This window comes from Streptococcus mitis SK597, from assembly GCF_000148545.1.
GTDB lineage: Bacteria > Bacillota > Bacilli > Lactobacillales > Streptococcaceae > Streptococcus > Streptococcus mitis_C.
On the sequence record NZ_AEDV01000016.1, the window covers coordinates 19,964 to 39,245 of the forward strand.

Sequence of the window (19,282 nt, forward strand, 5' to 3'; positions counted from 1 at the left end):
ACCAACACCGAATGAAGTTTAATAGAAGTGGCAAATCGTTTGATTTTTCATGACTGTAAATGGACGGAACTCTGGAGAGACCGTAAAGGCACCGAAGGGGCAAGGCAGGCAACTGCTCAAACTCTCAGGTAAAAGGACAGAGCTAGGATAGACCGCTTTTTAGCATTTATCTAAGCATTCCAGAGTACATGTATCTTGCATGTGCTCTTTCTTTTGGGGTTGAAACGATAGGAGAAGGAAATGTTAGAATTGCTTAAATCAATCGATGCTTTTGCTTGGGGACCGCCCCTCTTGATTCTCTTGGTCGGGACAGGGATTTACCTAACTGCTCGTCTAGGACTCTTGCAGGTTTTGCGTCTGCCCAAGGCCTTCCAGCTTATTTTTACTAAGGACAAGGGGCATGGCGATGTATCCAGCTTTGCGGCCTTGTGTACAGCACTCGCAGCGACAGTTGGTACGGGAAATATTATCGGGGTGGCGACAGCTATCAAGGTCGGTGGACCAGGAGCTCTCTTTTGGATGTGGATGGCGGCTTTCTTTGGCATGGCAACCAAGTATGCGGAAGGTTTATTAGCTATTAAATACAGGACTAAAGACGATAACGGTGCTGTTGCAGGAGGTCCAATGCACTATATTCTTCTAGGAATGGGAGAAAAGTGGAGACCACTTGCCATCTTTTTTGCTATCGCAGGTGTCTTAGTAGCTTTGTTGGGAATCGGAACCTTCACCCAAGTGAACTCGATTACAGAATCTATCCAAAATACGACGACTATTTCACCAGCCATCACAGCTCTTGTGTTGTCCGTATTTGTAGCAATTGCAGTTTTTGGCGGGCTCAAGTCCATTTCAAAGGTTTCAACTACTGTTGTTCCTTTTATGGCTATCATCTATATTTTGGGAACTCTTACAGTTATTTTCTTTAATATTGGAAAAATTCCTGCCACAATCGCTTTAATCTTGACATCCGCTTTTAGTCCTGTTGCTGCGGTGGGTGGATTTGCCGGCGCCAGCATTCGAATGGCTATTCAAAATGGTGTGGCGCGTGGTGTGTTCTCAAACGAATCTGGTCTTGGTTCAGCTCCCATTGCAGCTGCTGCGGCTAAGACAAATGAACCAGTAGAGCAAGGTTTGATTTCCATGACAGGAACCTTTATTGACACCCTCATTATCTGTACTCTGACTGGTTTGACCATCTTGGTAACTGGTGTTTGGAGTGGTGATTTGAATGGGGTTGCCTTGACTCAGTCAGCCTTCTCAACAGTCTTTTCACACTTTGGACCTGCACTCCTGACCATCTTCCTTGTACTCTTTGCCTTCACGACGATTCTAGGTTGGAACTACTACGGAGAACGTTGTTTCGAGTTCCTCTTTGGGGTTCGCTTTATCTGGCTCTACCGTGTGGTTTTTGTGCTCATGGTCTTGCTGGGAGGATTTATCGAGTTGGATATGGTCTGGATTATCGCAGATATTGTCAATGCCTTGATGGCACTACCAAACTTGATTGCTCTCTTGGTCTTATCACCAGTTGTCATTGCTGAGACTAAAAAGTATTTTGATAAATAATGAAATCACACACCGCGTGTGATTTTTTGCTTTCATAAAAAATTTCTATCAGTGTAATTTAAAATATATATTATACAAGGTATAGAATCTGTGATAGACTAGGTTTCAACAAAATGAAAAGAGGTTTTATGATGACAACATTTACCATCCATACAGTCGAATCAGCACCAGCAGAAGTGAAAGAAGTTCTAGAAACGGTGCAAAAGGATAACAATGGCTATATTCCCAACCTAATCGGTCTCTTGGCTAATGCACCAACTGCTTTAGAGGCTTATCGTACTGTCGGAGCTATCAACCGTCGCAATAGCCTGACACCCGTTGAGCGCGAAGTCGTGCAAATCACGGCAGCCGTGACCAATGGTTGTGCCTTCTGTGTTGCAGGTCACACAGCCTTTTCAATCAAACAAATCCAGATGAATGATGATCTGCTTCAAGCCCTTCGCAATCGTACTCCAATCGAAACAGATCCTAAATTGGATACCCTAGCTAAGTTTACTTTGGCAGTTATCAATACTAAGGGTCGTGTAGGGGATGAAGCCTTGGCTGAGTTTTTAGAAGCTGGCTACACGCAACAAAATGCCTTGGATGTGGTTCTTGGTGTCAGCCTAGCAAGCCTCTGTAACTATGCCAACAATCTAGCCAATACCCCAATTAACCCAGAATTGCAATCTTATGCTTAATTCATATCTGAGTAAAATGAAGTCTGAAATAATCGGACTTCGTTTTTTTTTAATACTCAATGAAAGTCAAAGAGCAAACTAGGAGGCTAACCGCAGGTTGCTCAAAACAGTGTTTTGAGGTTGCAGATAGAAGCTGACGTGGTTTGAAGAGATTTTCGATGAGTATTAAGTCCTCATTTAAGAGCTTTTATGATATACTGAAACTAACATGATTATTGGAGGTTAGGATGAAAAAACTCCCCTTAGTATTTTCAGGTTGTTTGCTAGGTTTGGCAGGAGCTGGAAATCTTATTTTAGATACGTTGCCGGTTCTGTCCCATCTGTTGAGTCTGACAGGTTTGATTTTGTGGATTTACTTTCTGATTTTGCATCTCTTTAATTGGAATGAAACCAAGCAAGAATTGACCAAGCCTCCTCTTTTGTCAGGAATGGCCACCTTTCCCATGGCTGGGATGATTTTATCAACTTATGTCTTTCGCGTATTCCCTCATTTTCCTTTGGTTGCGCAAGGGCTCTGGTGGTTTTCATTTCTCTTGGATGTGGCCTTGATTGCTGGTTTCACCATCAAGTTTGCTTGTCCGGGTCGGAGGGTTCATGCGACTCCAAGCTGGACGGTGCTTTATGTGGGGATAGCAGTAGCTGCTTTAACCTATCCTCTTGTAGGCATCATCGAAATTGCCTATGCGACCTTGAGTTTTGGTTTTCTCCTAACCTTCTATCTCTACCCGCTTATTTATAGCGATTTAAAGAAACATCCACTTCCACTAGCCTTGCTTGGCCAAGAAGGAATCTATTGTGCTCCTTTTTCTCTACTCTTGGCTTCCCTGGTTCGAGTTGGAGGAGCTAGCCTGCCGACTTGGCTCTTAATCGTCATGATTTTGGCTTCTCAATCCTTCTTTTTCTTTGTTTTAACTCGCCTGCCCAATATTTTAAAACAAGGTTTTCAACCAGCCTTCTCAGCCCTTACCTTCCCAACTATTATCACAGCTACTTCGCTCAAGATGGCTCAGGGACTCTTGAAACTTCCATTTTTGGATTATTTGGTAGTGGCTGAAACCATTATATGCCTAACTATTTTATTCTTTGTACTAGGTTCTTATTTGATTTGGTTACGAAAAAAGGTCTAGCTAGAAATAGCTAAACCTTATTTTTTATGGTTTGATGACTTCAGCTCCACCCATGTATGGACGAAGCGCTTCTGGGATGGTTACAGAACCATCTTCATTTTGGTAGTTTTCAAGAATAGCAGCCACTGTACGTCCAACTGCAAGTCCAGAACCGTTCAAGGTATGAAGGAGTTTCACCTTGCCATCTGCTTCATCACGGTAACGGATTTGGGCACGACGGGCTTGGAAATCTTCTGTGTTTGAACAACTTGAGATTTCACGGTAGGTATTTTGTGCTGGAATCCAAACTTCCAAGTCGTAAGTTTTAGCAGCTGAGAAGCCCATATCTCCTGTAGAGAGAGCAACGACACGGTATGGAAGGTTAAGTTTTTGAAGGATATTTTCAGCGTTTGCTGTCATTTTTTCCAATTCTTCGTAAGATTCTTCTGGCTTGGCAAATTTAACCATTTCAACTTTGTGGAATTGGTGCAAACGGATCAAGCCACGAGTATCACGACCAGCAGAACCAGCCTCAGAACGGAATGATGGACTCATAGCAGTGAAGTAAATTGGCAGGTCTTTGCCGTCAAGGATTTCATCACGGTAGTAGTTTGTCAGAGGAACTTCAGCTGTAGGAATAAGGACGTAATTGCTATCGCTGAGTTCAAAAGTATCTTCCTTGAATTTTGGATATTGCCCAGTACCAAACATAGAGTCATGGTTAACCATGTAAGGCGTGATGACTTCCGTATAGCCTTCCTTTCCATGCTCATCCAACATGAAGTTGTAGATAGCACGTTCCAAACGAGCACCGAGGCCTTTATAGAAGAGGAAGCGAGCACCTGTTACCTTACCACCGCGTTCCCAGTCAAGGATGCCAAGGTCTTCACCAAGATCCCAGTGAGCTTTAGGTTCGAAATCGAATTCTCGTGGAGTACCCCAACGGCGAACTTCAACATTGTCGTCTTCGTCAGCTCCAACAGGAACGCTGTCAGCTGGGATATTTGGAAGAGTAGTGGTAAATTCTGTCAATTTAGCATCGATGTCTGCCAATTCAGCATCCAAGGCTTTGACCTCAGCAGATAGAGTTTGCATGGCAGCAATCTTGTCGTCTGCATTTTCTTTGTTGCGTTTGGCTTGGGCAATCTCAGCTGAAACTGTGTTACGTTCAGCCTTGAGAGTTTCAACCTTGACCAAGATGTCACGACGTTTAGCATCGATTTCTTTCATCTCGTTTAAGACAGTAGCATCTACACCACGTGTAGCCAATTTTTCTGCGACAGCATCAAAGTCTGTACGAATACGTTTGATATCTAACATAAGAACTCCTTTATGAAAAAAGCACACCTGACAAAGCGTTGGAGTGGCAGGGCCACGGTTCCATCCAACTTCACAGGTGTGCACTTGATTGTGTATGTAATTGTTACTAACGGTAGAATTTCACCTATCCCTCCTATCTGCTCGCAACACCCGCAGACTTTCTGAAAGAAGAAGATAACCTACTTATCCGTTGCTATGATTATACTAAAGTTTCTACTTTTTTGCAAATAGATTTTTAAATTTTTGACTAATTGTCTGAATTAGGGTCGGAAGTTTGACGACCTTGTCATTCCCCAGTTTTTCGCGTGCAATTTTGAGAATGGCACCTGAGTCTTTTGAAGCAAAGAGGAATTTTCCTCTGTCTGTAAAGACTTCGAAGTGGCGACTGATTTTACGTCCAGTGACATTGGCTCCAATCTGATTGATATGGCTCCAAGGAATCTGGATAAATTGTTCAACATTGACATCGGGGTAAAATTCCAAAGCCTGATCTCCGACAAGGAATTTCCCAACTTTCCCAGCTATAGAGAGGTAGGAAGTGCCTGTCGTGCTGAGAAGCACTGTTTTATTAAGCGATTGGGCCATGATTAGTCTTCCTTACTTTCGCCGAAAAAGGCATTGTAGAGGGCTTTGATTGCTGCTTTTTCTTGGTCTTTATTGACAACAAACATGATAGAAACTTCACTAGAACCTTGAGACATCATCTGGATGTTGATCTTGTTTTCAGATAGAGCGCGTGTTGCAGTAGCAGTGACACCAATATGGCTCTTCATTTTTTCACCAACAATCATAATGATTGAAAGGTCGTGTTCGATTTCTGCATGGTCTACTTCAGCTTTTTGAACCAACTGACGAAGGATTTCTTCTTCCTTGATAGGAGTTAGTTCACGAGAACGAAGGATGATTGAAAGATCGTCGATGCCTGTTGGCATATGTTCCCAACCGATGTTGAGTTCTTCAAGGATTTGCAGAACCTTGCGACCAAATCCAACCTCACGGTTCATGAGGTATTTCGACATATTAATGCTGACAAAGCCTGAGTCACCAGCAATTCCCACTACTGGGAACTTGTCACTACTATGTTTTAGAACGATACGAGTACCTGGATGGTCAGGGTTGTTGGTATTCTTGATAACGAGAGGGATTTTTCCACGGTAGGCAGGAAGAAGGGCTTCGTCATGAAGGACTGAGAATCCTGCATAGGCCAATTCACGCATTTCACGGTAGGTCAACTCAGGGATCGAGTGTGGTTGGTGGATAATACCTGGGTGGGCTGCAAAGATACCATCAACGTCTGTAAAGTTTTCATAGAGGTCAGCCTTAACCCCTGCAGCAATGATAGAACCTGTAATATCCGATCCTCCACGGGAGAAGGTACAGATTTGATTTTCCTTGGTAACTCCAAAGAAACCAGGAATGACAAGGACTTCATTTGTATTTGTCAATTCCTCAATCTTGTCATAACTTGATGGAATAATGCGAGCGTGACCAGGTTCACTTGTGACTACAATACCAGCTTCTCGAGGGTGAACATAGCGTGCATCAATCCCATTTTGGTTAAAGTAGGCAGCAATCAATTTGGCATTGTTGTTTTCACCGGCTGCTAGGAAAGTGTCGTAGAGAAATTCATTTTCTTCGATAGGAAGAGTGGCCAAGGCGCGAATGCTTTTGGAAATTTTTTCTAGCACAGCTGGTTTTAGTCCTAGTTCACTAACCATAGCAGCATAGCGGTCGATAATCCAGTTTTGGCTCTTGCTAATATCGTTACCAGCAACATAGTCGCGGTAGTATTTAATTAAGGCATCCGTAACCTTAGTATCTTCAGCATTGCGTTTACCAGGCGCAGAAACGACGACAAAACGACGCTCTGGATCGCTTTTAACGATGTTTAAAACTTTTTCTAATTGACCAGCAGAGGCAAGAGAACTACCTCCAAATTTAACAACTTTCATAAGAACTCCTAAAGTAAGTATTTTATACGATTATAGCAGAAAGAAAGCCTTTTTTCAATGAAGAAAATAAGATGTTTTCTAGCCTAAAGCGAGACTTTCCAATCGGCTGAGACACTTTCAGTCGATTTTTTCTTGCTTTCTGCTCCTAAAAAAGATATACTTTGAAAACAAAATAATTTAATGTTCAATGAAAATCAAAGAGCAAACTAGGAAGCTAGCCGTAGACTGCTCAAAGCACTGCTTTGAGGTTGTAAATAAGACTGACGAAGTTAGCTCAAAGCACTGTTTTGAGGTTGTGGATAGAACTGACGAAGTCAGTAACCATACCTACGGCAAGGCAAAGCTGACGTGGTTTGAAGAGATTTTCGAAGAGTATAAACTGCTTATAAAATAAAAAGGAGTCCCGATGGAACACATTATTTATCAGATTGATGAGGACTTGGCAATCCTTACCTTGAATCGTCCTGAGGTCGCGAATGGTTTTCATATCCCTATGTGTGAGGAGATTTTAGAAGCGTTGATTTTGGCAGAAGAGGATCCGGCTGTGCATTTTGTCTTAATCAACGCGAATGGCAAAGTCTTTTCAGTTGGGGGAGATTTAGTAGAGATGAAGAGGGCAGTGGATGAGGATGATATTCCATCATTGACGAAAATCGCAGAACTAGTCAATGCTATTTCTTATAAAATCAAGCAAATTGCAAAGCCTGTCTTGATGGAGGTTAATGGAGCTGTTGCAGGTGCCGCAGCGAATATGGCTGTTGCTGCAGATTTCTGTCTGGCAACGGATAAGGCTAAATTTATCCAAGCTTTTGTTGGAGTTGGCTTGGCTCCGGATGCAGGAGGGATTCATCTCTTGAGTCGAAGTATTGGTGTGACGCGTGCTGCTCAATTAGCTATGACAGGTGAGGCTTTGAACGCAGAAAAAGCTCTAGAGTGGGGGCTGGTTTACCGCGTTTCTGAAGCTGATAAACTTGAAAAGACGAGAGAACAGCTTCTTAAAAAATTGAGACGAGGTTCAGCTAATTCCTATGCTGCCATTAAGAAGTTGGTTTGGGAGAGCCAATTTAAAGACTGGCAAGATTATGCTACTTTAGAACTGAACCTACAGGAATCCTTAGCTCAAACAGAGGATTTCAAAGAAGGAGTGCGAGCTCATTCGGAGAGAAGACGGCCTAAATTTACAGGAAAATAAAAAAATACTTGCACTGTTCTTTGAAGTTTGATATAATTCTTTTGTCAAATGTTTTGATTGTAAAAGTTTTTGAGAAGGAGGGAAAGAAAGATTGGACTACCAACGAATTAATGAATATTTAACATCTATATTTAACAATGTCCTCGTCATTGAGGAAGTTAGCTTGAGAGGTAGTCGTTTCAAGGATATCTCCATCAAAGAAATGCATACGATTGATGTGATTGGGAAATTCCCAGACGTGACACCAAGTCAAGTGTCAAAAGAGTTGATGGTGACTCTTGGGACAGTTACGACTAGTTTGAATAATCTCGAACGCAAGGGTTACATTGAACGCATTCGCTCAGAGCAGGATCGTCGTGTGGTGCATCTACATTTGACAAAGAAGGGTCGCTTGGTTCATAGGCTACATAAACGCTTCCACAAGGCCATGGTTGAAAAAATCATTGATGGTATGAGTAAGGAAGAAATTGATGTTATGAGCAAAGGTTTGACCAATCTTTATCAATTTTTGGAGGATTTGAAATAATGGCTTTTGCAAAAATAAGCCAGGTTGCTCATTATGTGCCAGAGCAAGTGGTTACAAATCACGACTTAGCTCAGATTATGGATACCAATGATGAGTGGATTTCAAGTCGGACGGGAATACGACAAAGGCATATTTCAAGAACAGAATCTACTAGTGATTTGGCTACAGAGGTTGCTAAGAAACTGATGGCAAAAGCTGGAATAACAGGAGAGGAGCTGGATTTTATCATCCTAGCTACCATTACTCCAGATTCGATGATGCCCTCTACAGCTGCTCGTGTTCAAGCTAATATTGGTGCTAATAAGGCCTTTGCTTTTGACCTAACAGCTGCTTGTAGTGGATTTGTATTTGCTCTTTCAACTGCTGAAAAGTTTATCGCTTCTGGTCGCTTTCAAAAAGGCTTGGTGATTGGTAGTGAAACCCTCTCTAAGGCAGTCGATTGGTCGGACCGATCAACAGCTGTTTTGTTTGGAGATGGTGCTGGTGGCGTCTTGTTAGAAGCTAGCGATAAGCAACATTTCCTAGCGGAGAGTCTCAATAGCGATGGTTCACGAAGCGAATGTCTAACTTATGGGCATTCAGGCCTGCATTCTCCTTTTTCAGATCAAGAAAGTGCAGATTCATTTTTGAAGATGGATGGACGCGCAGTCTTTGATTTTGCTATTCGAGATGTAGCCAAGTCTATCAAACAGACTATTGATGAATCTCCTATAGAGGCGACAGACTTGGATTATCTGCTACTTCATCAGGCTAATGACCGTATTTTGAATAAGATGGCTAGAAAAATCGGTGTTAACCGAGATAAAATTCCAGCTAATATGATGGAATATGGCAATACCAGTGCAGCCAGTATCCCGATTTTACTTTCAGAGTGTGTAGAACAAGGACTCATCCGTTTAGATGGTAGCCAGACTGTTCTGCTATCAGGCTTCGGTGGAGGCTTGACCTGGGGCACGCTCATTCTTACAATTTAGGTAATCATGTGGTGAACACATTGTTATAAAAAAACTATTTATTTTAAAGGAGTCCTATCATGGCAGTATTTGAAAAAGTACAAGAAATTATTGTTGAAGAACTTGGAAAAGACGCATCAGAAGTGACACTTGAATCAACTTTTGATGATTTGGACGCAGATTCATTGGACTTGTTCCAAGTAATCTCAGAAATCGAAGATGCTTTTGATATCCAAATCGAAGCAGAAGATGACTTGAAAACAGTTGGTGACTTGGTTGCCTACGTTGAAGAGCAAACAAAATAAGCAGAATATAAGATAGAAGGAGTAGGGGAACCCGCTCCCTCTTGTTTAGGCAATAGTTTGATTGTCAAATTATGACAGTATCGAACTATTACGTAAGCAAGAAACGATGGAGGCACTATGAAAACGCGTATTACAGAATTATTGAACATTGATTATCCTATTTTTCAAGGAGGAATGGCCTGGGTTGCTGATGGTGATTTGGCAGGGGCTGTTTCCAAGGCTGGTGGACTAGGCATTATTGGTGGGGGAAATGCCCCGAAAGAAGTTGTCAAGGCAAATATTGATAAGATTAAATCGTTAACGGATAAACCTTTCGGTGTCAACATCATGCTCTTGTCTCCCTTTGTGGAAGATATTGTAGACCTCGTTATCGAGGAAGGTGTTAAGGTAGTGACAACAGGCGCAGGAAATCCTGGAAAATACATGGAACGCTTCCATGAAGCTGGGATCACGGTTATTCCAGTTGTACCAAGCGTTGCCCTAGCTAAACGAATGGAAAAAATTGGTGCGGACGCTGTTATCGCAGAAGGAATGGAAGCTGGGGGGCATATCGGTAAATTAACAACCATGACCTTGGTGCGTCAAGTGGTGGCAGCTGTATCTATTCCTGTTATTGCGGCAGGAGGGATTGCGGATGGTGAAGGTGCTGCGGCTGGCTTTATGCTAGGTGCAGAGGCTGTTCAGGTTGGAACTCGTTTTGTCGTTGCCAAAGAGTCTAATGCCCATCCAAATTATAAGGCCAAGATTTTAAAAGCTAGAGATATTGATACTACGATTTCAGCTCAACACTTTGGCCATGCTGTTCGTGCTATTAAAAATCAATTGACTCGTGATTTTGAAAAAGCTGAGAAAGATGCCTTTAAACAGGAAAATCCTGATTTAGAAATCTTTGAACAAATGGGAGCAGGTGCCCTAGCCAAAGCGGTTGTTCACGGAGATGTGGATGGTGGGTCTGTTATGGCAGGTCAAATTGCAGGGCTTGTTTCCAAAGAAGAAAGCGTTGAAGAAATCCTAAAAGATTTGTACTATGGAGCAGCTAAGAAAATTCAAGAAGAAGCCTCTCGTTGGGCAGGAGTTGTAAGAAATGACTAAAACAGCCTTTTTATTTGCTGGCCAAGGTGCCCAGTATCTAGGTATGGGACGGGATCTCTATGATCACTACCCGATTGTCAAAGAAACGATTGATCAAGCGAGTCAGGTACTCGGTTATGATTTGCGTCATCTCATTGATACGGAAGAAGAAAAACTCAATCAGACCCGCTATACGCAACCAGCTATTTTAGCAACTTCAGTTGCTATCTACCGTTTATTGCAAGAAAAGGGCTATCAGCCTGATATGGTTGCTGGTTTGTCCCTTGGAGAATACTCTGCCTTGGTGGCCAGTGGCGCCTTGGATTTTGAAGATGCGGTTGCCTTGGTAGCTAAGCGTGGAGCATTCATGGAAGAAGCGGCTCCTGCTGGTTCTGGCAAGATGGTAGCAGTTCTCAATACGCCAGTAGAGGTCATTGAGGAAGCATGTCAAAAAGCTGCTGAACTTGGAGTGGTTACTCCAGCAAACTATAATACACCTGCACAAATTGTGATTGGTGGAGAAGTGATTGCAGTTGATCGAGCTGTTGAACTCTTGCAAGAAGCAGGTGCCAAACGCTTGATTCCTCTCAAGGTTTCAGGTCCTTTTCATACCGCTCTCCTTGAGCCTGCTAGCCAGAAATTAGCTGAAACTCTAGCTCAAGTAAGTTTTTCAGATTTTACTTGTCCCCTAGTCGGCAATACAGAAGCAGCTGTCATGAAAAAAGAAGATATCGCACAACTCTTGACGCGTCAGGTCAAGGAACCAGTTCGTTTCTATGAAAGTATTGCGGTTATGCAAGAAGCAGGCGTAACCAACTTTATCGAGATTGGACCGGGGAAAGTTTTGTCAGGCTTTGTCAAAAAAATTGATAAAACGGTTAAACTAGCCAATGTTGAAGATCAGGCGAGTTTGGAAGCCTTGCTAGAAAACGAGTAATCCCTTCTTCCATAAATACAAGAGGAAACAGGAGAAAAGAATGCAACTAAAAAATAAAAATATCTTTATTACAGGTTCGAGTCGTGGAATTGGTCTTGCCATTGCCCACAAGTTTGCTCAAGCAGGAGCCAACATTGTCTTAAACAGCCGTGGGGCAATTTCAGAGGACTTGCTAGCCGAGTTTGCAGACTATGGTGTCAAGGTAGTTCCCATTTCAGGAGACGTGTCGGATTTTGCAGACGCTAAGCGTATGGTTGAGCAAGCTATTGCTGAGCTGGGTTCAGTAGATGTTTTGGTCAACAATGCAGGAATTACCCAAGATACCCTGATGCTCAAGATGACAGAAGCGGATTTTGAAAAAGTTCTCAAGGTTAACCTGACTGGTGCCTTTAACATGACACAATCAGTCTTGAAACCGATGATGAAAGCCAGAGAAGGTGCTATCATTAATATGTCTAGTGTTGTTGGTTTGATGGGAAATATTGGTCAAGCTAACTATGCTGCTTCTAAGGCTGGTTTGATTGGTTTTACCAAGTCTGTGGCGCGTGAAGTGGCCAATCGCAATATTAGGGTTAATGCTATTGCACCTGGAATGATTGAGTCCGATATGACAGCTATTCTATCAGACAAGGTAAAAGATGCCATGCTGACGCAAATTCCTATGAAAGAATTTGGGCAGGCGGAGCAGGTTGCAGATTTGACAGTATTTTTAGCAGGCCAAGATTATCTAACTGGTCAAGTGGTTGCCATTGATGGCGGCCTCAGTATGTAGCAGAAGCTAGAGGTGAAAAAGATGAAACTAAATCGCGTAGTAGTAACAGGTTATGGAGTAACATCTCCAATCGGAAATACACCAGAAGAATTTTGGAACAGTTTGACAACTGGAAAAATCGGAATTGGTCCAATCACAAAATTTGATCATAGTGACTTTGATGTGCATAATGCAGCAGAAATCCAAGATTTTCCTTTTGATAAATACTTTGTTAAGAAAGATACTAATCGTTTCGATAACTATTCTTTATATGCCTTGTATGCAGCTCAAGAAGCTGTCAATCATGCAGGTCTTGATGTAGAGGCTCTTGACAAGGATCGTTTTGGTGTTATCGTGGCCTCTGGTATTGGTGGAATCAAGGAAATTGAAGATCAAGTGCTTCGACTCCGTGACAAAGGACCAAAACGTGTGAAACCATTGACCCTTCCAAAAACCTTACCAAATATGGCTTCAGGAAATGTTGCTATGCGTTTTGGAGCAAACGGTGTTTGTAAATCCATCAATACTGCCTGCGCTTCATCAAATGACGCGATTGGGGATGCCTTCCGCTCAATTAAATTTGGTTTCCAAGACGTTATGTTGGTAGGTGGTTCAGAAGCCTCTATTACACCTTTTGCTATTGCTGGTTTCCAAGCCCTAACTGCTCTCTCAACTACAGAGGACCCAACTCGTGCTTCCATCCCATTTGATAAGGACCGTAATGGTTTTGTCATGGGTGAAGGTTCTGGGATGTTGGTTCTTGAAAGCCTTGAACACGCTGAAAAACGTGGGGCTACTATCCTTGCTGAAGTGGTTGGTTACGGAAATACTTGTGATGCCTACCACATGACTTCACCACATCCAGAAGGTCAGGGAGCTATCAAGGCCATCAAATTAGCCTTGGAGGAAGCTGAGATTTCTCCAGAGCAAGTAGCCTATGTCAATGCTCACGGAACGTCAACTCCTGCTAATGAAAAAGGAGAAAGTGGTGCGATCGTGGCTGTTCTTGGTAAGGAAGTACCTGTATCATCAACCAAATCATTCACAGGACATTTGCTGGGGGCTGCAGGTGCAGTAGAAGCTATCGTAACAATCGAGGCTATGCGTCATAACTTTGTACCAATGACAGCTGGAACAAGTGAAGTATCAGATTATATCGAAGCCAATGTCGTTTATGGACAAGGCTTGGAGCAAGAAATTCCATACGCTATTTCAAATACCTTTGGTTTTGGTGGCCATAATGCAGTTCTTGCTTTCAAACGTTGGGAGAATAAATAAGTATGAATTTAAACGATATTAAAGACTTGATGGCCCAATTTGACCAGTCAAGTTTGAGAGAATTTTCTTATAAAAATGGGACGGATGAGTTGCAGTTTAGCAAGAATGAAGCTAGACCAGTGCCTGAAGTTGCAGCTCAAGTCGCTCCAGCACCCGTTCTAGCAACACCGAGTCCAGTGGCACCTACATCTGCTCCAGAAGAAACTGTAGTGGAAGCAACTTCGGCGCTAGCTGAAACAAATGTGGCTGCTGAGGGAGATGTTGTAGAGAGCCCACTTGTTGGGGTGGCTTACTTGGCTGCTGGTCCTGATAAACCTGCCTTCGTTACAGTTGGTGATAGTGTCAAAAAAGGTCAAACACTGGTCATTATCGAAGCCATGAAAGTTATGAATGAAATTCCAGCACCTAAGGATGGTGTGGTAACGGAAATTCTCGTCTCTAACGAAGAAATGGTTGAGTTTGGTAAAGGATTGGTACGCATCAAATGATCGATATTCAAGGAATCAAAGAAGCCCTTCCCCACCGTTATCCTATGCTCCTAGTGGACCGTGTCTTGGAAGTGAGTGAGGATACCATTGTTGCCATCAAAAATGTGACCATCAATGAGCCTTTCTTTAACGGCCATTTTCCTCAATACCCAGTTATGCCAGGTGTTCTGATCATGGAAGCCTTGGCGCAAACAGCTGGTGTTTTGGAGTTATCAAAACCTGAAAATAAAGGAAAACTGGTCTTTTACGCTGGTATGGATAAGGTTAAATTCAAGAAGCAGGTTGTACCAGGCGACCAATTGGTTATGACAGCGACTTTTGTAAAACGTCGAGGCACCATTGCTGTGGTTGAAGCCAAGGCTGAAGTGGATGGCAAGCTTGCAGCTAGTGGTACTCTAACCTTTGCAATAGGGAACTAAGGAGGTTCTCCATGTTTCGAAAAATTTTAATTGCCAATCGTGGTGAAATTGCGGTTCGTATTATCCGTGCGGCGCGTGAACTGGGGATTGCGACGGTGGCGGTTTATTCAACTGCTGATAAGGAAGCCCTTCATACGCTTTTGGCAGATGAGGCTGTTTGTATCGGTCCTGGTAAGTCAACTGAGTCTTATCTCAATATCAATGCGGTTCTATCAGCTGCAGTCTTGACTGAGGCAGAAGCCATTCACCCAGGTTTTGGATTTCTCAGTGAAAATTCCAAATTTGCTACCATGTGTGAAGAAGTTGGTATCAAGTTTATCGGTCCATCTGGTCATGTCATGGATATGATGGGAGACAAGATCAATGCGCGTGCTCAGATGATCAAAGCTGGTGTGCCTGTCATTCCAGGTTCGGATGGAGAAGTGCATAACTCTGAGGAAGCTTTGATTGTTGCTGAAAAAATTGGCTATCCTGTTATGCTAAAGGCTTCAGCAGGTGGAGGTGGTAAAGGGATTCGTAAGGTTGAAAAACCAGAGGACCTCGTTTCAGCCTTTGAAACTGCCTCTAGTGAAGCCAAGGCCAATTATGGCAATGGTGCCATGTACATAGAACGAGTTATCTATCCAGCTCGTCACATCGAGGTTCAAATCCTAGGAGATGAACACGGAAATGTGATTCACTTGGGGGAACGAGATTGTTCTCTTCAACGAAATAATCAAAAGGTTTTGGAAGAAAGTCCTTCAATTGCAATCGGAAAAACGCTGCGTCATGAAATTGGTTCTGCTGCTGTTCGAGCTGCAGAGTCTGTTGGTTATGAAAATGCAGGGACCATTGAGTTTCTTTTTGATGAAGCCAGTGGTAAATTCTATTTCATGGAGATGAATACTCGTGTACAAGTAGAGCATCCAGTAACAGAGTTTGTTTCAGGTGTAGATATCGTTAAGGAACAGATTCGCATTGCGGCAGGTCAGGCACTGTCTGTTAAGCAAGAAGATATTGTCCTACGTGGTCATGCCATCGAGTGTCGGATCAATGCAGAAAATCCAGCCTTTAACTTTGCTCCAAGTCCAGGTAAGATTACTAATCTCCATCTGCCAAGTGGTGGAGTTGGCTTGCGCGTGGATTCAGCAGTTTATCCAGGCTATACCATTCCACCTTATTATGATAGTATGATTGCCAAAATCATCGTACACGGCGAAAATCGTTTTGATGCCTTGATGAAAATGCAACGTGCCCTCTATGAACTAGAGATTGAAGGGGTGCAGACCAATGCAGATTTCCAGCTTGACCTCATTTCAGATCGCAATGTTATTGCTGGGGATTATGATACTTCCTTCTTGATGGAAACCTTCTTACCTAAATATCAAGAAAAAGAATAAAATGACTTCAAGAGTTTAAACCGAAAAGGGGAATCAATGGCTCTATTTAGTAAAAAAGATAAGTATATTCGAATCAATCCCAATCGTTCGGTTAGGGAAAAACCTCAAGCCAAGCCAGAGGTTCCAGATGAATTATTCTCCCAGTGTCCAGGCTGTAAGTATACCATTTATCAGAAGGATCTGGGAAGTGAGCGTATCTGTCCACATTGTAGCTATACCTTTCGTATTTCTGCCCAAGAACGCTTGGCTTTGACGATTGATATGGGAACCTTCAAGGAATTGTTTACAGGGATTGAAAGCAAGGATCCCTTGCATTTCCCTGGTTATCAAAAGAAACTAGCAACTATGCGTGAAAAAACAGGTCTGGATGAAGCCGTTGTGACAGGAACTGCTCTTATTAAAGGTCAGACTGTGGCTCTTGGTATTATGGATTCCAACTTTATCATGGCTTCTATGGGTACAGTTGTAGGTGAGAAAATCACTCGCTTGTTTGAGTATGCGACTGTTGAACAGTTGCCAGTTGTTCTCTTCACAGCCTCTGGTGGAGCCCGTATGCAGGAAGGGATCATGAGTCTCATGCAGATGGCCAAGATTTCTGCAGCGGTTAAACGGCATTCAAATGCTGGTCTCTTTTACCTAACCATTTTGACAGATCCAACGACAGGTGGTGTAACAGCTTCCTTCGCTATGGAAGGCGATATCATTTTAGCTGAACCACAAAGTTTGGTTGGTTTTGCTGGGCGTCGTGTGATTGAAAATACGGTTCGTGAAAGCTTACCTGAGGATTTCCAAAAGGCAGAATTCTTATTGGAACATGGCTTTGTGGATGCTATTGTCAAAAGAAGAGACTTACCAGATACGATTGCTAGCCTAGTCAGATTGCACGGAGGGAGTCCAAGATGAATATTGCAAAAATAGTCAGAGAAGCGCGTGAGCAGAGTCGCTTGACAACCTTGGACTTTGCTGCAGGCATTTTTGATGACTTTATCCAATTACATGGTGACCGTTCTTTTCGAGATGATGGTGCAGTTGTTGGTGGTATTGGCTGGCTTGGAGACCAAGCTGTAACAGTGGTTGGTATCCAAAAAGGCAAGAGCTTACAAGACAACCTCAAACGGAATTTTGGCCAACCGCATCCAGAAGGCTACCGCAAGGCTTTACGGTTGATGAAACAGGCTGAAAAGTTTGGCCGTCCAGTTGTGACCTTTATCAATACAGCAGGTGCCTATCCTGGTGTGGGAGCGGAAGAACGCGGTCAAGGGGAAGCTATCGCTCGCAATCTCATGGAAATGAGTGATTTGAGAGTTCCTATTATCGCTATCATTATCGGTGAAGGTGGTTCAGGTGGGGCTTTGGCTCTAGCAGTCGCAGACCGTGTTTGGATGCTGGAAAATTCTATTTATGCTATTCTCAGTCCAGAAGGCTTTGCTTCCATTCTATGGAAGGATGGCAGTCGTGCCATGGAAGCAGCAGAACTGATGAAAATCACTTCACATGAGCTGCTAGAAATGGACGTGGTGGACAAGGTGATTTCTGAAGCAGGACTTTCTAGTAAAGAACTGATTAAGAGTGTCAAGAAAGAACTTCAAGCTGAGTTAGCTAAACTTTCACAAAAATCGTTAGAAGCGTTGTTGGAAGAACGCTATCAACGATTTAGAAAATACTAATACTCTTCGAAAATCAAATTCAAACCACGTCAGCTTTGCCTTGCCGTACTCAAGTACTGCCTACGGCTAGCTTCCTAGTTTGCTCTTTGATTTTCATTGAGTATAATTCTTTAGAATACGCAAAAACTAGAACTGGTAGTCAGTTCTAGTTTTTATGTGTTTTTTACTCTGTGCAGAGGGGAAAGTCAAAAGGTGTTTGGTCTTCCAAACACCTTTTCGATTATTCATTTTCTTCAGTTACAAATTGACTAAGTAGTCCATTGATAAAACGGGCTGATTTTTGATCTGAAAAATTCTTAGCAAGTTCAATAGCTTCATTGACTGCTACCAGCTGAGGTGTATCAAATGATGTGATTTCAAAGATACCCAAGCGTAGTAAGTTTTTTTCGACCAAGGTCAATCGTTCAACTATCCAGCCTGACTTGAGGTGCTGGTTGATTTGTTTATCCAACTCGTCTTTTTGAGCTTGAACGCCAGAAACCAAGTTCAGAAGAAAGGCAGGGATTTGCACATCTGCATCTTCACGGTCATGCGTGTAGGCAAAGTGACAAGCTGTTTCCATATCTGTGCCGAATTCAAGGCTCATAAGAGCTTGAAAAGCGCATTTACGAAGTTCGCGTCTAGATTCTAATAATGGACTAGTCATTGAGGAAGTCCTCGTTAAATAGATCTTTCAACTCAGGTTTTGGTGTTTTATCTGGAACAATTCCTGCAACATGGATGTTGACAGCAGAAAGTTCCACATCAGCCATATCACGAACAGCATCTTTGACTGCTTTTTGAATAGCAAGAGCCACTTTTGGTACTTTCACACCGTACTCAAGGTAGAGATAGATGTCAGCAGTTAGCTCTTCATTGTTTTCTTTTAAGTAGACGCCGCGACCAAGAGAGAGTTTTGATAGGGTATCAGATACGGATTTATTTGAAAATGAGTGGACACCATCAACTTTAGCAGTTGCGATGGCAATGATTTTTTCAAGTACACGTGGAGCGATAACGATTTCGCCAAATTGTTCTTCAATTCCCATAGAATGACCTCTTTCTAGAGATTAGGCACGAGAAACGTAAGTTCCTTCTGCAGTGTTGATGATCAATTTTTGTCCAGCTTCGATGAAGTCAGGAACGTTGACAACAAGTCCAGTTTCCATAGTCGCTGGTTTACCAGAACCTGTAACAGTAGCACCTTTGATAGATGGTTGTGTTTCAGCAACTGTCAATTCAACAGTAGTTGGTACAGTTACACCGATTACTTCAGTTCCGTAGAATTGGATTTTTACATCAGAGTTTTCAAGGATGTAAAGCAATTCATTTTCAACGTTTACGACTGGGATTTCGTATTGGTCGTAAGTTTCAGTGTTCATGAAGTAGGCAGTTTCATCCATTTTGTACAAGTATTGAGCTGGTACAGTTTCGATAATAGCTTGTTCGAATTTTTCTTCTGGACGGTAGCTTGTGTCAAATGTAGAACCAGTACGGACATCACGCAATTTCATACGCATGATTGTGTTCCCTTTACCTGGTTTGTGGTGGCTAGCTTCCAAAACGCGGATTAATTTTCCGTCTGCAGTTTCAAATGTCATACCAGCTTTCAATTTGCTTGCTTCAATCATGTTTTTACCTCTTTAATAAATATTATTACTCTTCATTTTACCATAAAATCTTCTGGAAATAAAGCCAAAATAGTTATTGGAATTT

The 19,282-nt window shown here is 42.5% G+C and carries 22 protein-coding genes and 1 riboswitch; of the genes, 16 read left to right on the forward strand and 6 right to left on the reverse strand.

Features of this window, described 5'->3' with window-relative positions:
* Window positions 1–61: 61 nt before the first annotated feature.
* Window positions 62–150: riboswitch (glycine riboswitch) on the forward strand.
* Window positions 151–240: 90 nt separating this feature from the next.
* From SMSK597_RS04810 to SMSK597_RS04820, 3 genes are all read left to right on the forward strand, one after another.
* Complete coding sequence (locus SMSK597_RS04810; RefSeq protein ID WP_000891464.1) at window positions 241–1,563, forward strand: alanine/glycine:cation symporter family protein; 1,323 nt, start codon at window positions 241–243, stop codon at window positions 1,561–1,563.
* A gap of 131 nt (window positions 1,564–1,694) precedes the next feature.
* Window positions 1,695–2,243, forward strand: a complete 549-nt coding sequence (locus SMSK597_RS04815) for a carboxymuconolactone decarboxylase family protein (RefSeq protein ID WP_004237463.1) — start codon at window positions 1,695–1,697, stop codon at window positions 2,241–2,243.
* Window positions 2,244–2,470: 227 nt separating this feature from the next.
* A complete protein-coding gene (locus SMSK597_RS04820; protein WP_000735976.1) occupies window positions 2,471–3,370 on the forward strand; it encodes a TDT family transporter in 900 nt (299 codons plus the stop codon).
* Window positions 3,371–3,394: 24 nt separating this feature from the next.
* Here SMSK597_RS04820 and serS read toward each other — a convergent pair whose 3' ends face one another.
* The 3 genes from serS to SMSK597_RS04835 all read right to left on the reverse strand — a co-directional run bounded on the left by serS (window position 3,395) and on the right by SMSK597_RS04835 (window position 6,621).
* Window positions 3,395–4,669: a serine--tRNA ligase gene (serS, locus tag SMSK597_RS04825; RefSeq protein WP_000884238.1), complete on the reverse strand. Its 1,275-nt coding sequence runs from the start codon at window positions 4,667–4,669 to the stop codon at window positions 3,395–3,397.
* Between the two features lie 213 nt (window positions 4,670–4,882).
* Window positions 4,883–5,254, reverse strand: coding sequence for a DUF956 family protein (locus tag SMSK597_RS04830; RefSeq protein ID WP_000079363.1), 372 nt, complete (start codon window positions 5,252–5,254; stop codon window positions 4,883–4,885).
* 2 nt (window positions 5,255–5,256) lie between these two features.
* On the reverse strand, window positions 5,257–6,621 hold the full coding sequence (locus tag SMSK597_RS04835) for an aspartate kinase (protein ID WP_000869642.1): 1,365 nt from the start codon (window positions 6,619–6,621) through the stop codon (window positions 5,257–5,259).
* Window positions 6,622–7,027: 406 nt separating this feature from the next.
* Between SMSK597_RS04835 and SMSK597_RS04840 the strand changes: the two genes are divergently transcribed.
* The 13 genes from SMSK597_RS04840 (at window position 7,028) to SMSK597_RS04900 (ending at window position 17,587) form a co-directional block, all read left to right on the forward strand.
* Entirely contained in the window at window positions 7,028–7,813 is a 786-nt protein-coding gene (locus tag SMSK597_RS04840; protein ID WP_000400060.1) for an enoyl-CoA hydratase, read from the forward strand.
* A 91-nt stretch (window positions 7,814–7,904) separates the two neighbouring features.
* The gene (gene fabT / locus SMSK597_RS04845; protein ID WP_000386353.1) at window positions 7,905–8,339 is read left to right on the forward strand and encodes a fatty acid biosynthesis transcriptional regulator FabT; all 435 of its coding nucleotides are present in this window, start codon (window positions 7,905–7,907) and stop codon (window positions 8,337–8,339) included.
* Entirely contained in the window at window positions 8,339–9,313 is a 975-nt protein-coding gene (locus SMSK597_RS04850; protein ID WP_000852945.1) for a beta-ketoacyl-ACP synthase III, read from the forward strand. The genes fabT and SMSK597_RS04850 overlap by 1 nt, the downstream gene beginning before the upstream one ends.
* 59 nt (window positions 9,314–9,372) lie before the next feature.
* Window positions 9,373–9,597, forward strand: coding sequence for an acyl carrier protein (locus SMSK597_RS04855; protein WP_000257838.1), 225 nt, complete (start codon window positions 9,373–9,375; stop codon window positions 9,595–9,597).
* Between the two features lie 117 nt (window positions 9,598–9,714).
* The gene (gene fabK, locus SMSK597_RS04860; RefSeq protein WP_000857441.1) at window positions 9,715–10,689 is read left to right on the forward strand and encodes an enoyl-[acyl-carrier-protein] reductase FabK; all 975 of its coding nucleotides are present in this window, start codon (window positions 9,715–9,717) and stop codon (window positions 10,687–10,689) included.
* The gene (gene fabD, locus SMSK597_RS04865; protein WP_000167639.1) at window positions 10,682–11,605 is read left to right on the forward strand and encodes an ACP S-malonyltransferase; all 924 of its coding nucleotides are present in this window, start codon (window positions 10,682–10,684) and stop codon (window positions 11,603–11,605) included. Before fabK ends, fabD begins: the two co-directional genes overlap by 8 nt.
* Window positions 11,606–11,645: 40 nt before the next feature.
* Window positions 11,646–12,377, forward strand: coding sequence for a 3-oxoacyl-[acyl-carrier-protein] reductase (gene fabG / locus SMSK597_RS04870; protein WP_001176196.1), 732 nt, complete (start codon window positions 11,646–11,648; stop codon window positions 12,375–12,377).
* A 21-nt stretch (window positions 12,378–12,398) separates the two neighbouring features.
* Window positions 12,399–13,634, forward strand: a complete 1,236-nt coding sequence (gene fabF / locus SMSK597_RS04875) for a beta-ketoacyl-ACP synthase II (protein WP_000774067.1) — start codon at window positions 12,399–12,401, stop codon at window positions 13,632–13,634.
* A 2-nt stretch (window positions 13,635–13,636) separates the two neighbouring features.
* Window positions 13,637–14,122 (forward strand): acetyl-CoA carboxylase biotin carboxyl carrier protein, encoded by a 486-nt coding sequence (accB, locus tag SMSK597_RS04880; protein ID WP_001052236.1) that lies wholly within the window; start codon window positions 13,637–13,639, stop codon window positions 14,120–14,122.
* Window positions 14,119–14,541, forward strand: a complete 423-nt coding sequence (fabZ, locus tag SMSK597_RS04885; protein ID WP_000565515.1) for a 3-hydroxyacyl-ACP dehydratase FabZ — start codon at window positions 14,119–14,121, stop codon at window positions 14,539–14,541. Before accB ends, fabZ begins: the two co-directional genes overlap by 4 nt.
* Window positions 14,542–14,552: 11 nt before the next feature.
* The gene (gene accC / locus SMSK597_RS04890; RefSeq protein WP_000488687.1) at window positions 14,553–15,920 is read left to right on the forward strand and encodes an acetyl-CoA carboxylase biotin carboxylase subunit; all 1,368 of its coding nucleotides are present in this window, start codon (window positions 14,553–14,555) and stop codon (window positions 15,918–15,920) included.
* Between the two features lie 36 nt (window positions 15,921–15,956).
* Window positions 15,957–16,823 carry an acetyl-CoA carboxylase, carboxyltransferase subunit beta gene (gene accD, locus SMSK597_RS04895; RefSeq protein WP_001173362.1) on the forward strand — a complete coding sequence of 289 codons (867 nt, stop codon included), beginning with the start codon at window positions 15,957–15,959 and terminating at the stop codon, window positions 16,821–16,823.
* The gene (locus tag SMSK597_RS04900; protein WP_001017388.1) at window positions 16,820–17,587 is read left to right on the forward strand and encodes an acetyl-CoA carboxylase carboxyl transferase subunit alpha; all 768 of its coding nucleotides are present in this window, start codon (window positions 16,820–16,822) and stop codon (window positions 17,585–17,587) included. Before accD ends, SMSK597_RS04900 begins: the two co-directional genes overlap by 4 nt.
* Window positions 17,588–17,807: 220 nt before the next feature.
* Here the strand turns inward: SMSK597_RS04900 and nusB are convergent, their stop codons facing one another.
* From nusB to efp, 3 genes are read right to left on the reverse strand one after another with little or no spacing between them, the layout of a single operon-like run.
* Window positions 17,808–18,233, reverse strand: coding sequence for a transcription antitermination factor NusB (gene nusB / locus SMSK597_RS04905; protein WP_000203636.1), 426 nt, complete (start codon window positions 18,231–18,233; stop codon window positions 17,808–17,810).
* Window positions 18,226–18,615: an Asp23/Gls24 family envelope stress response protein gene (locus SMSK597_RS04910; RefSeq protein ID WP_000510574.1), complete on the reverse strand. Its 390-nt coding sequence runs from the start codon at window positions 18,613–18,615 to the stop codon at window positions 18,226–18,228. The genes nusB and SMSK597_RS04910 overlap by 8 nt, the downstream gene beginning before the upstream one ends.
* 21 nt (window positions 18,616–18,636) lie before the next feature.
* Window positions 18,637–19,197 carry an elongation factor P gene (gene efp, locus SMSK597_RS04915; protein ID WP_000568643.1) on the reverse strand — a complete coding sequence of 187 codons (561 nt, stop codon included), beginning with the start codon at window positions 19,195–19,197 and terminating at the stop codon, window positions 18,637–18,639.
* Window positions 19,198–19,282: the final 85 nt, after the last annotated feature.

Excerpts from the sequence above, each read along its gene's own strand:
- SMSK597_RS04820 (WP_000735976.1), top strand. The coding sequence starts at position 2,471 with ATGAAAAAACTCCCCTTAGTATTTTCAGGTTGTTTGCTAGGTTTGGCA.
- efp (WP_000568643.1), bottom strand. The coding sequence starts at position 19,197 with ATGATTGAAGCAAGCAAATTGAAAGCTGGTATGACATTTGAAACTGCA.
- accC (WP_000488687.1), top strand. The coding sequence starts at position 14,553 with ATGTTTCGAAAAATTTTAATTGCCAATCGTGGTGAAATTGCGGTTCGT.
- SMSK597_RS04815 (WP_004237463.1), top strand. The coding sequence starts at position 1,695 with ATGACAACATTTACCATCCATACAGTCGAATCAGCACCAGCAGAAGTG.
- fabD (WP_000167639.1), top strand. The coding sequence starts at position 10,682 with ATGACTAAAACAGCCTTTTTATTTGCTGGCCAAGGTGCCCAGTATCTA.
- SMSK597_RS04840 (WP_000400060.1), top strand. The coding sequence starts at position 7,028 with ATGGAACACATTATTTATCAGATTGATGAGGACTTGGCAATCCTTACC.
- SMSK597_RS04835 (WP_000869642.1), bottom strand. The coding sequence starts at position 6,621 with ATGAAAGTTGTTAAATTTGGAGGTAGTTCTCTTGCCTCTGCTGGTCAA.
- accB (WP_001052236.1), top strand. The coding sequence starts at position 13,637 with ATGAATTTAAACGATATTAAAGACTTGATGGCCCAATTTGACCAGTCA.
- serS (WP_000884238.1), bottom strand. The coding sequence starts at position 4,669 with ATGTTAGATATCAAACGTATTCGTACAGACTTTGATGCTGTCGCAGAA.
- SMSK597_RS04855 (WP_000257838.1), top strand. The coding sequence starts at position 9,373 with ATGGCAGTATTTGAAAAAGTACAAGAAATTATTGTTGAAGAACTTGGA.
- SMSK597_RS04900 (WP_001017388.1), top strand. The coding sequence starts at position 16,820 with ATGAATATTGCAAAAATAGTCAGAGAAGCGCGTGAGCAGAGTCGCTTG.
- SMSK597_RS04810 (WP_000891464.1), top strand. The coding sequence starts at position 241 with ATGTTAGAATTGCTTAAATCAATCGATGCTTTTGCTTGGGGACCGCCC.
- fabG (WP_001176196.1), top strand. The coding sequence starts at position 11,646 with ATGCAACTAAAAAATAAAAATATCTTTATTACAGGTTCGAGTCGTGGA.
- fabK (WP_000857441.1), top strand. The coding sequence starts at position 9,715 with ATGAAAACGCGTATTACAGAATTATTGAACATTGATTATCCTATTTTT.
- fabF (WP_000774067.1), top strand. The coding sequence starts at position 12,399 with ATGAAACTAAATCGCGTAGTAGTAACAGGTTATGGAGTAACATCTCCA.
- fabZ (WP_000565515.1), top strand. The coding sequence starts at position 14,119 with ATGATCGATATTCAAGGAATCAAAGAAGCCCTTCCCCACCGTTATCCT.
- nusB (WP_000203636.1), bottom strand. The coding sequence starts at position 18,233 with ATGACTAGTCCATTATTAGAATCTAGACGCGAACTTCGTAAATGCGCT.
- SMSK597_RS04850 (WP_000852945.1), top strand. The coding sequence starts at position 8,339 with ATGGCTTTTGCAAAAATAAGCCAGGTTGCTCATTATGTGCCAGAGCAA.
- SMSK597_RS04910 (WP_000510574.1), bottom strand. The coding sequence starts at position 18,615 with ATGGGAATTGAAGAACAATTTGGCGAAATCGTTATCGCTCCACGTGTA.
- SMSK597_RS04830 (WP_000079363.1), bottom strand. The coding sequence starts at position 5,254 with ATGGCCCAATCGCTTAATAAAACAGTGCTTCTCAGCACGACAGGCACT.
- accD (WP_001173362.1), top strand. The coding sequence starts at position 15,957 with ATGGCTCTATTTAGTAAAAAAGATAAGTATATTCGAATCAATCCCAAT.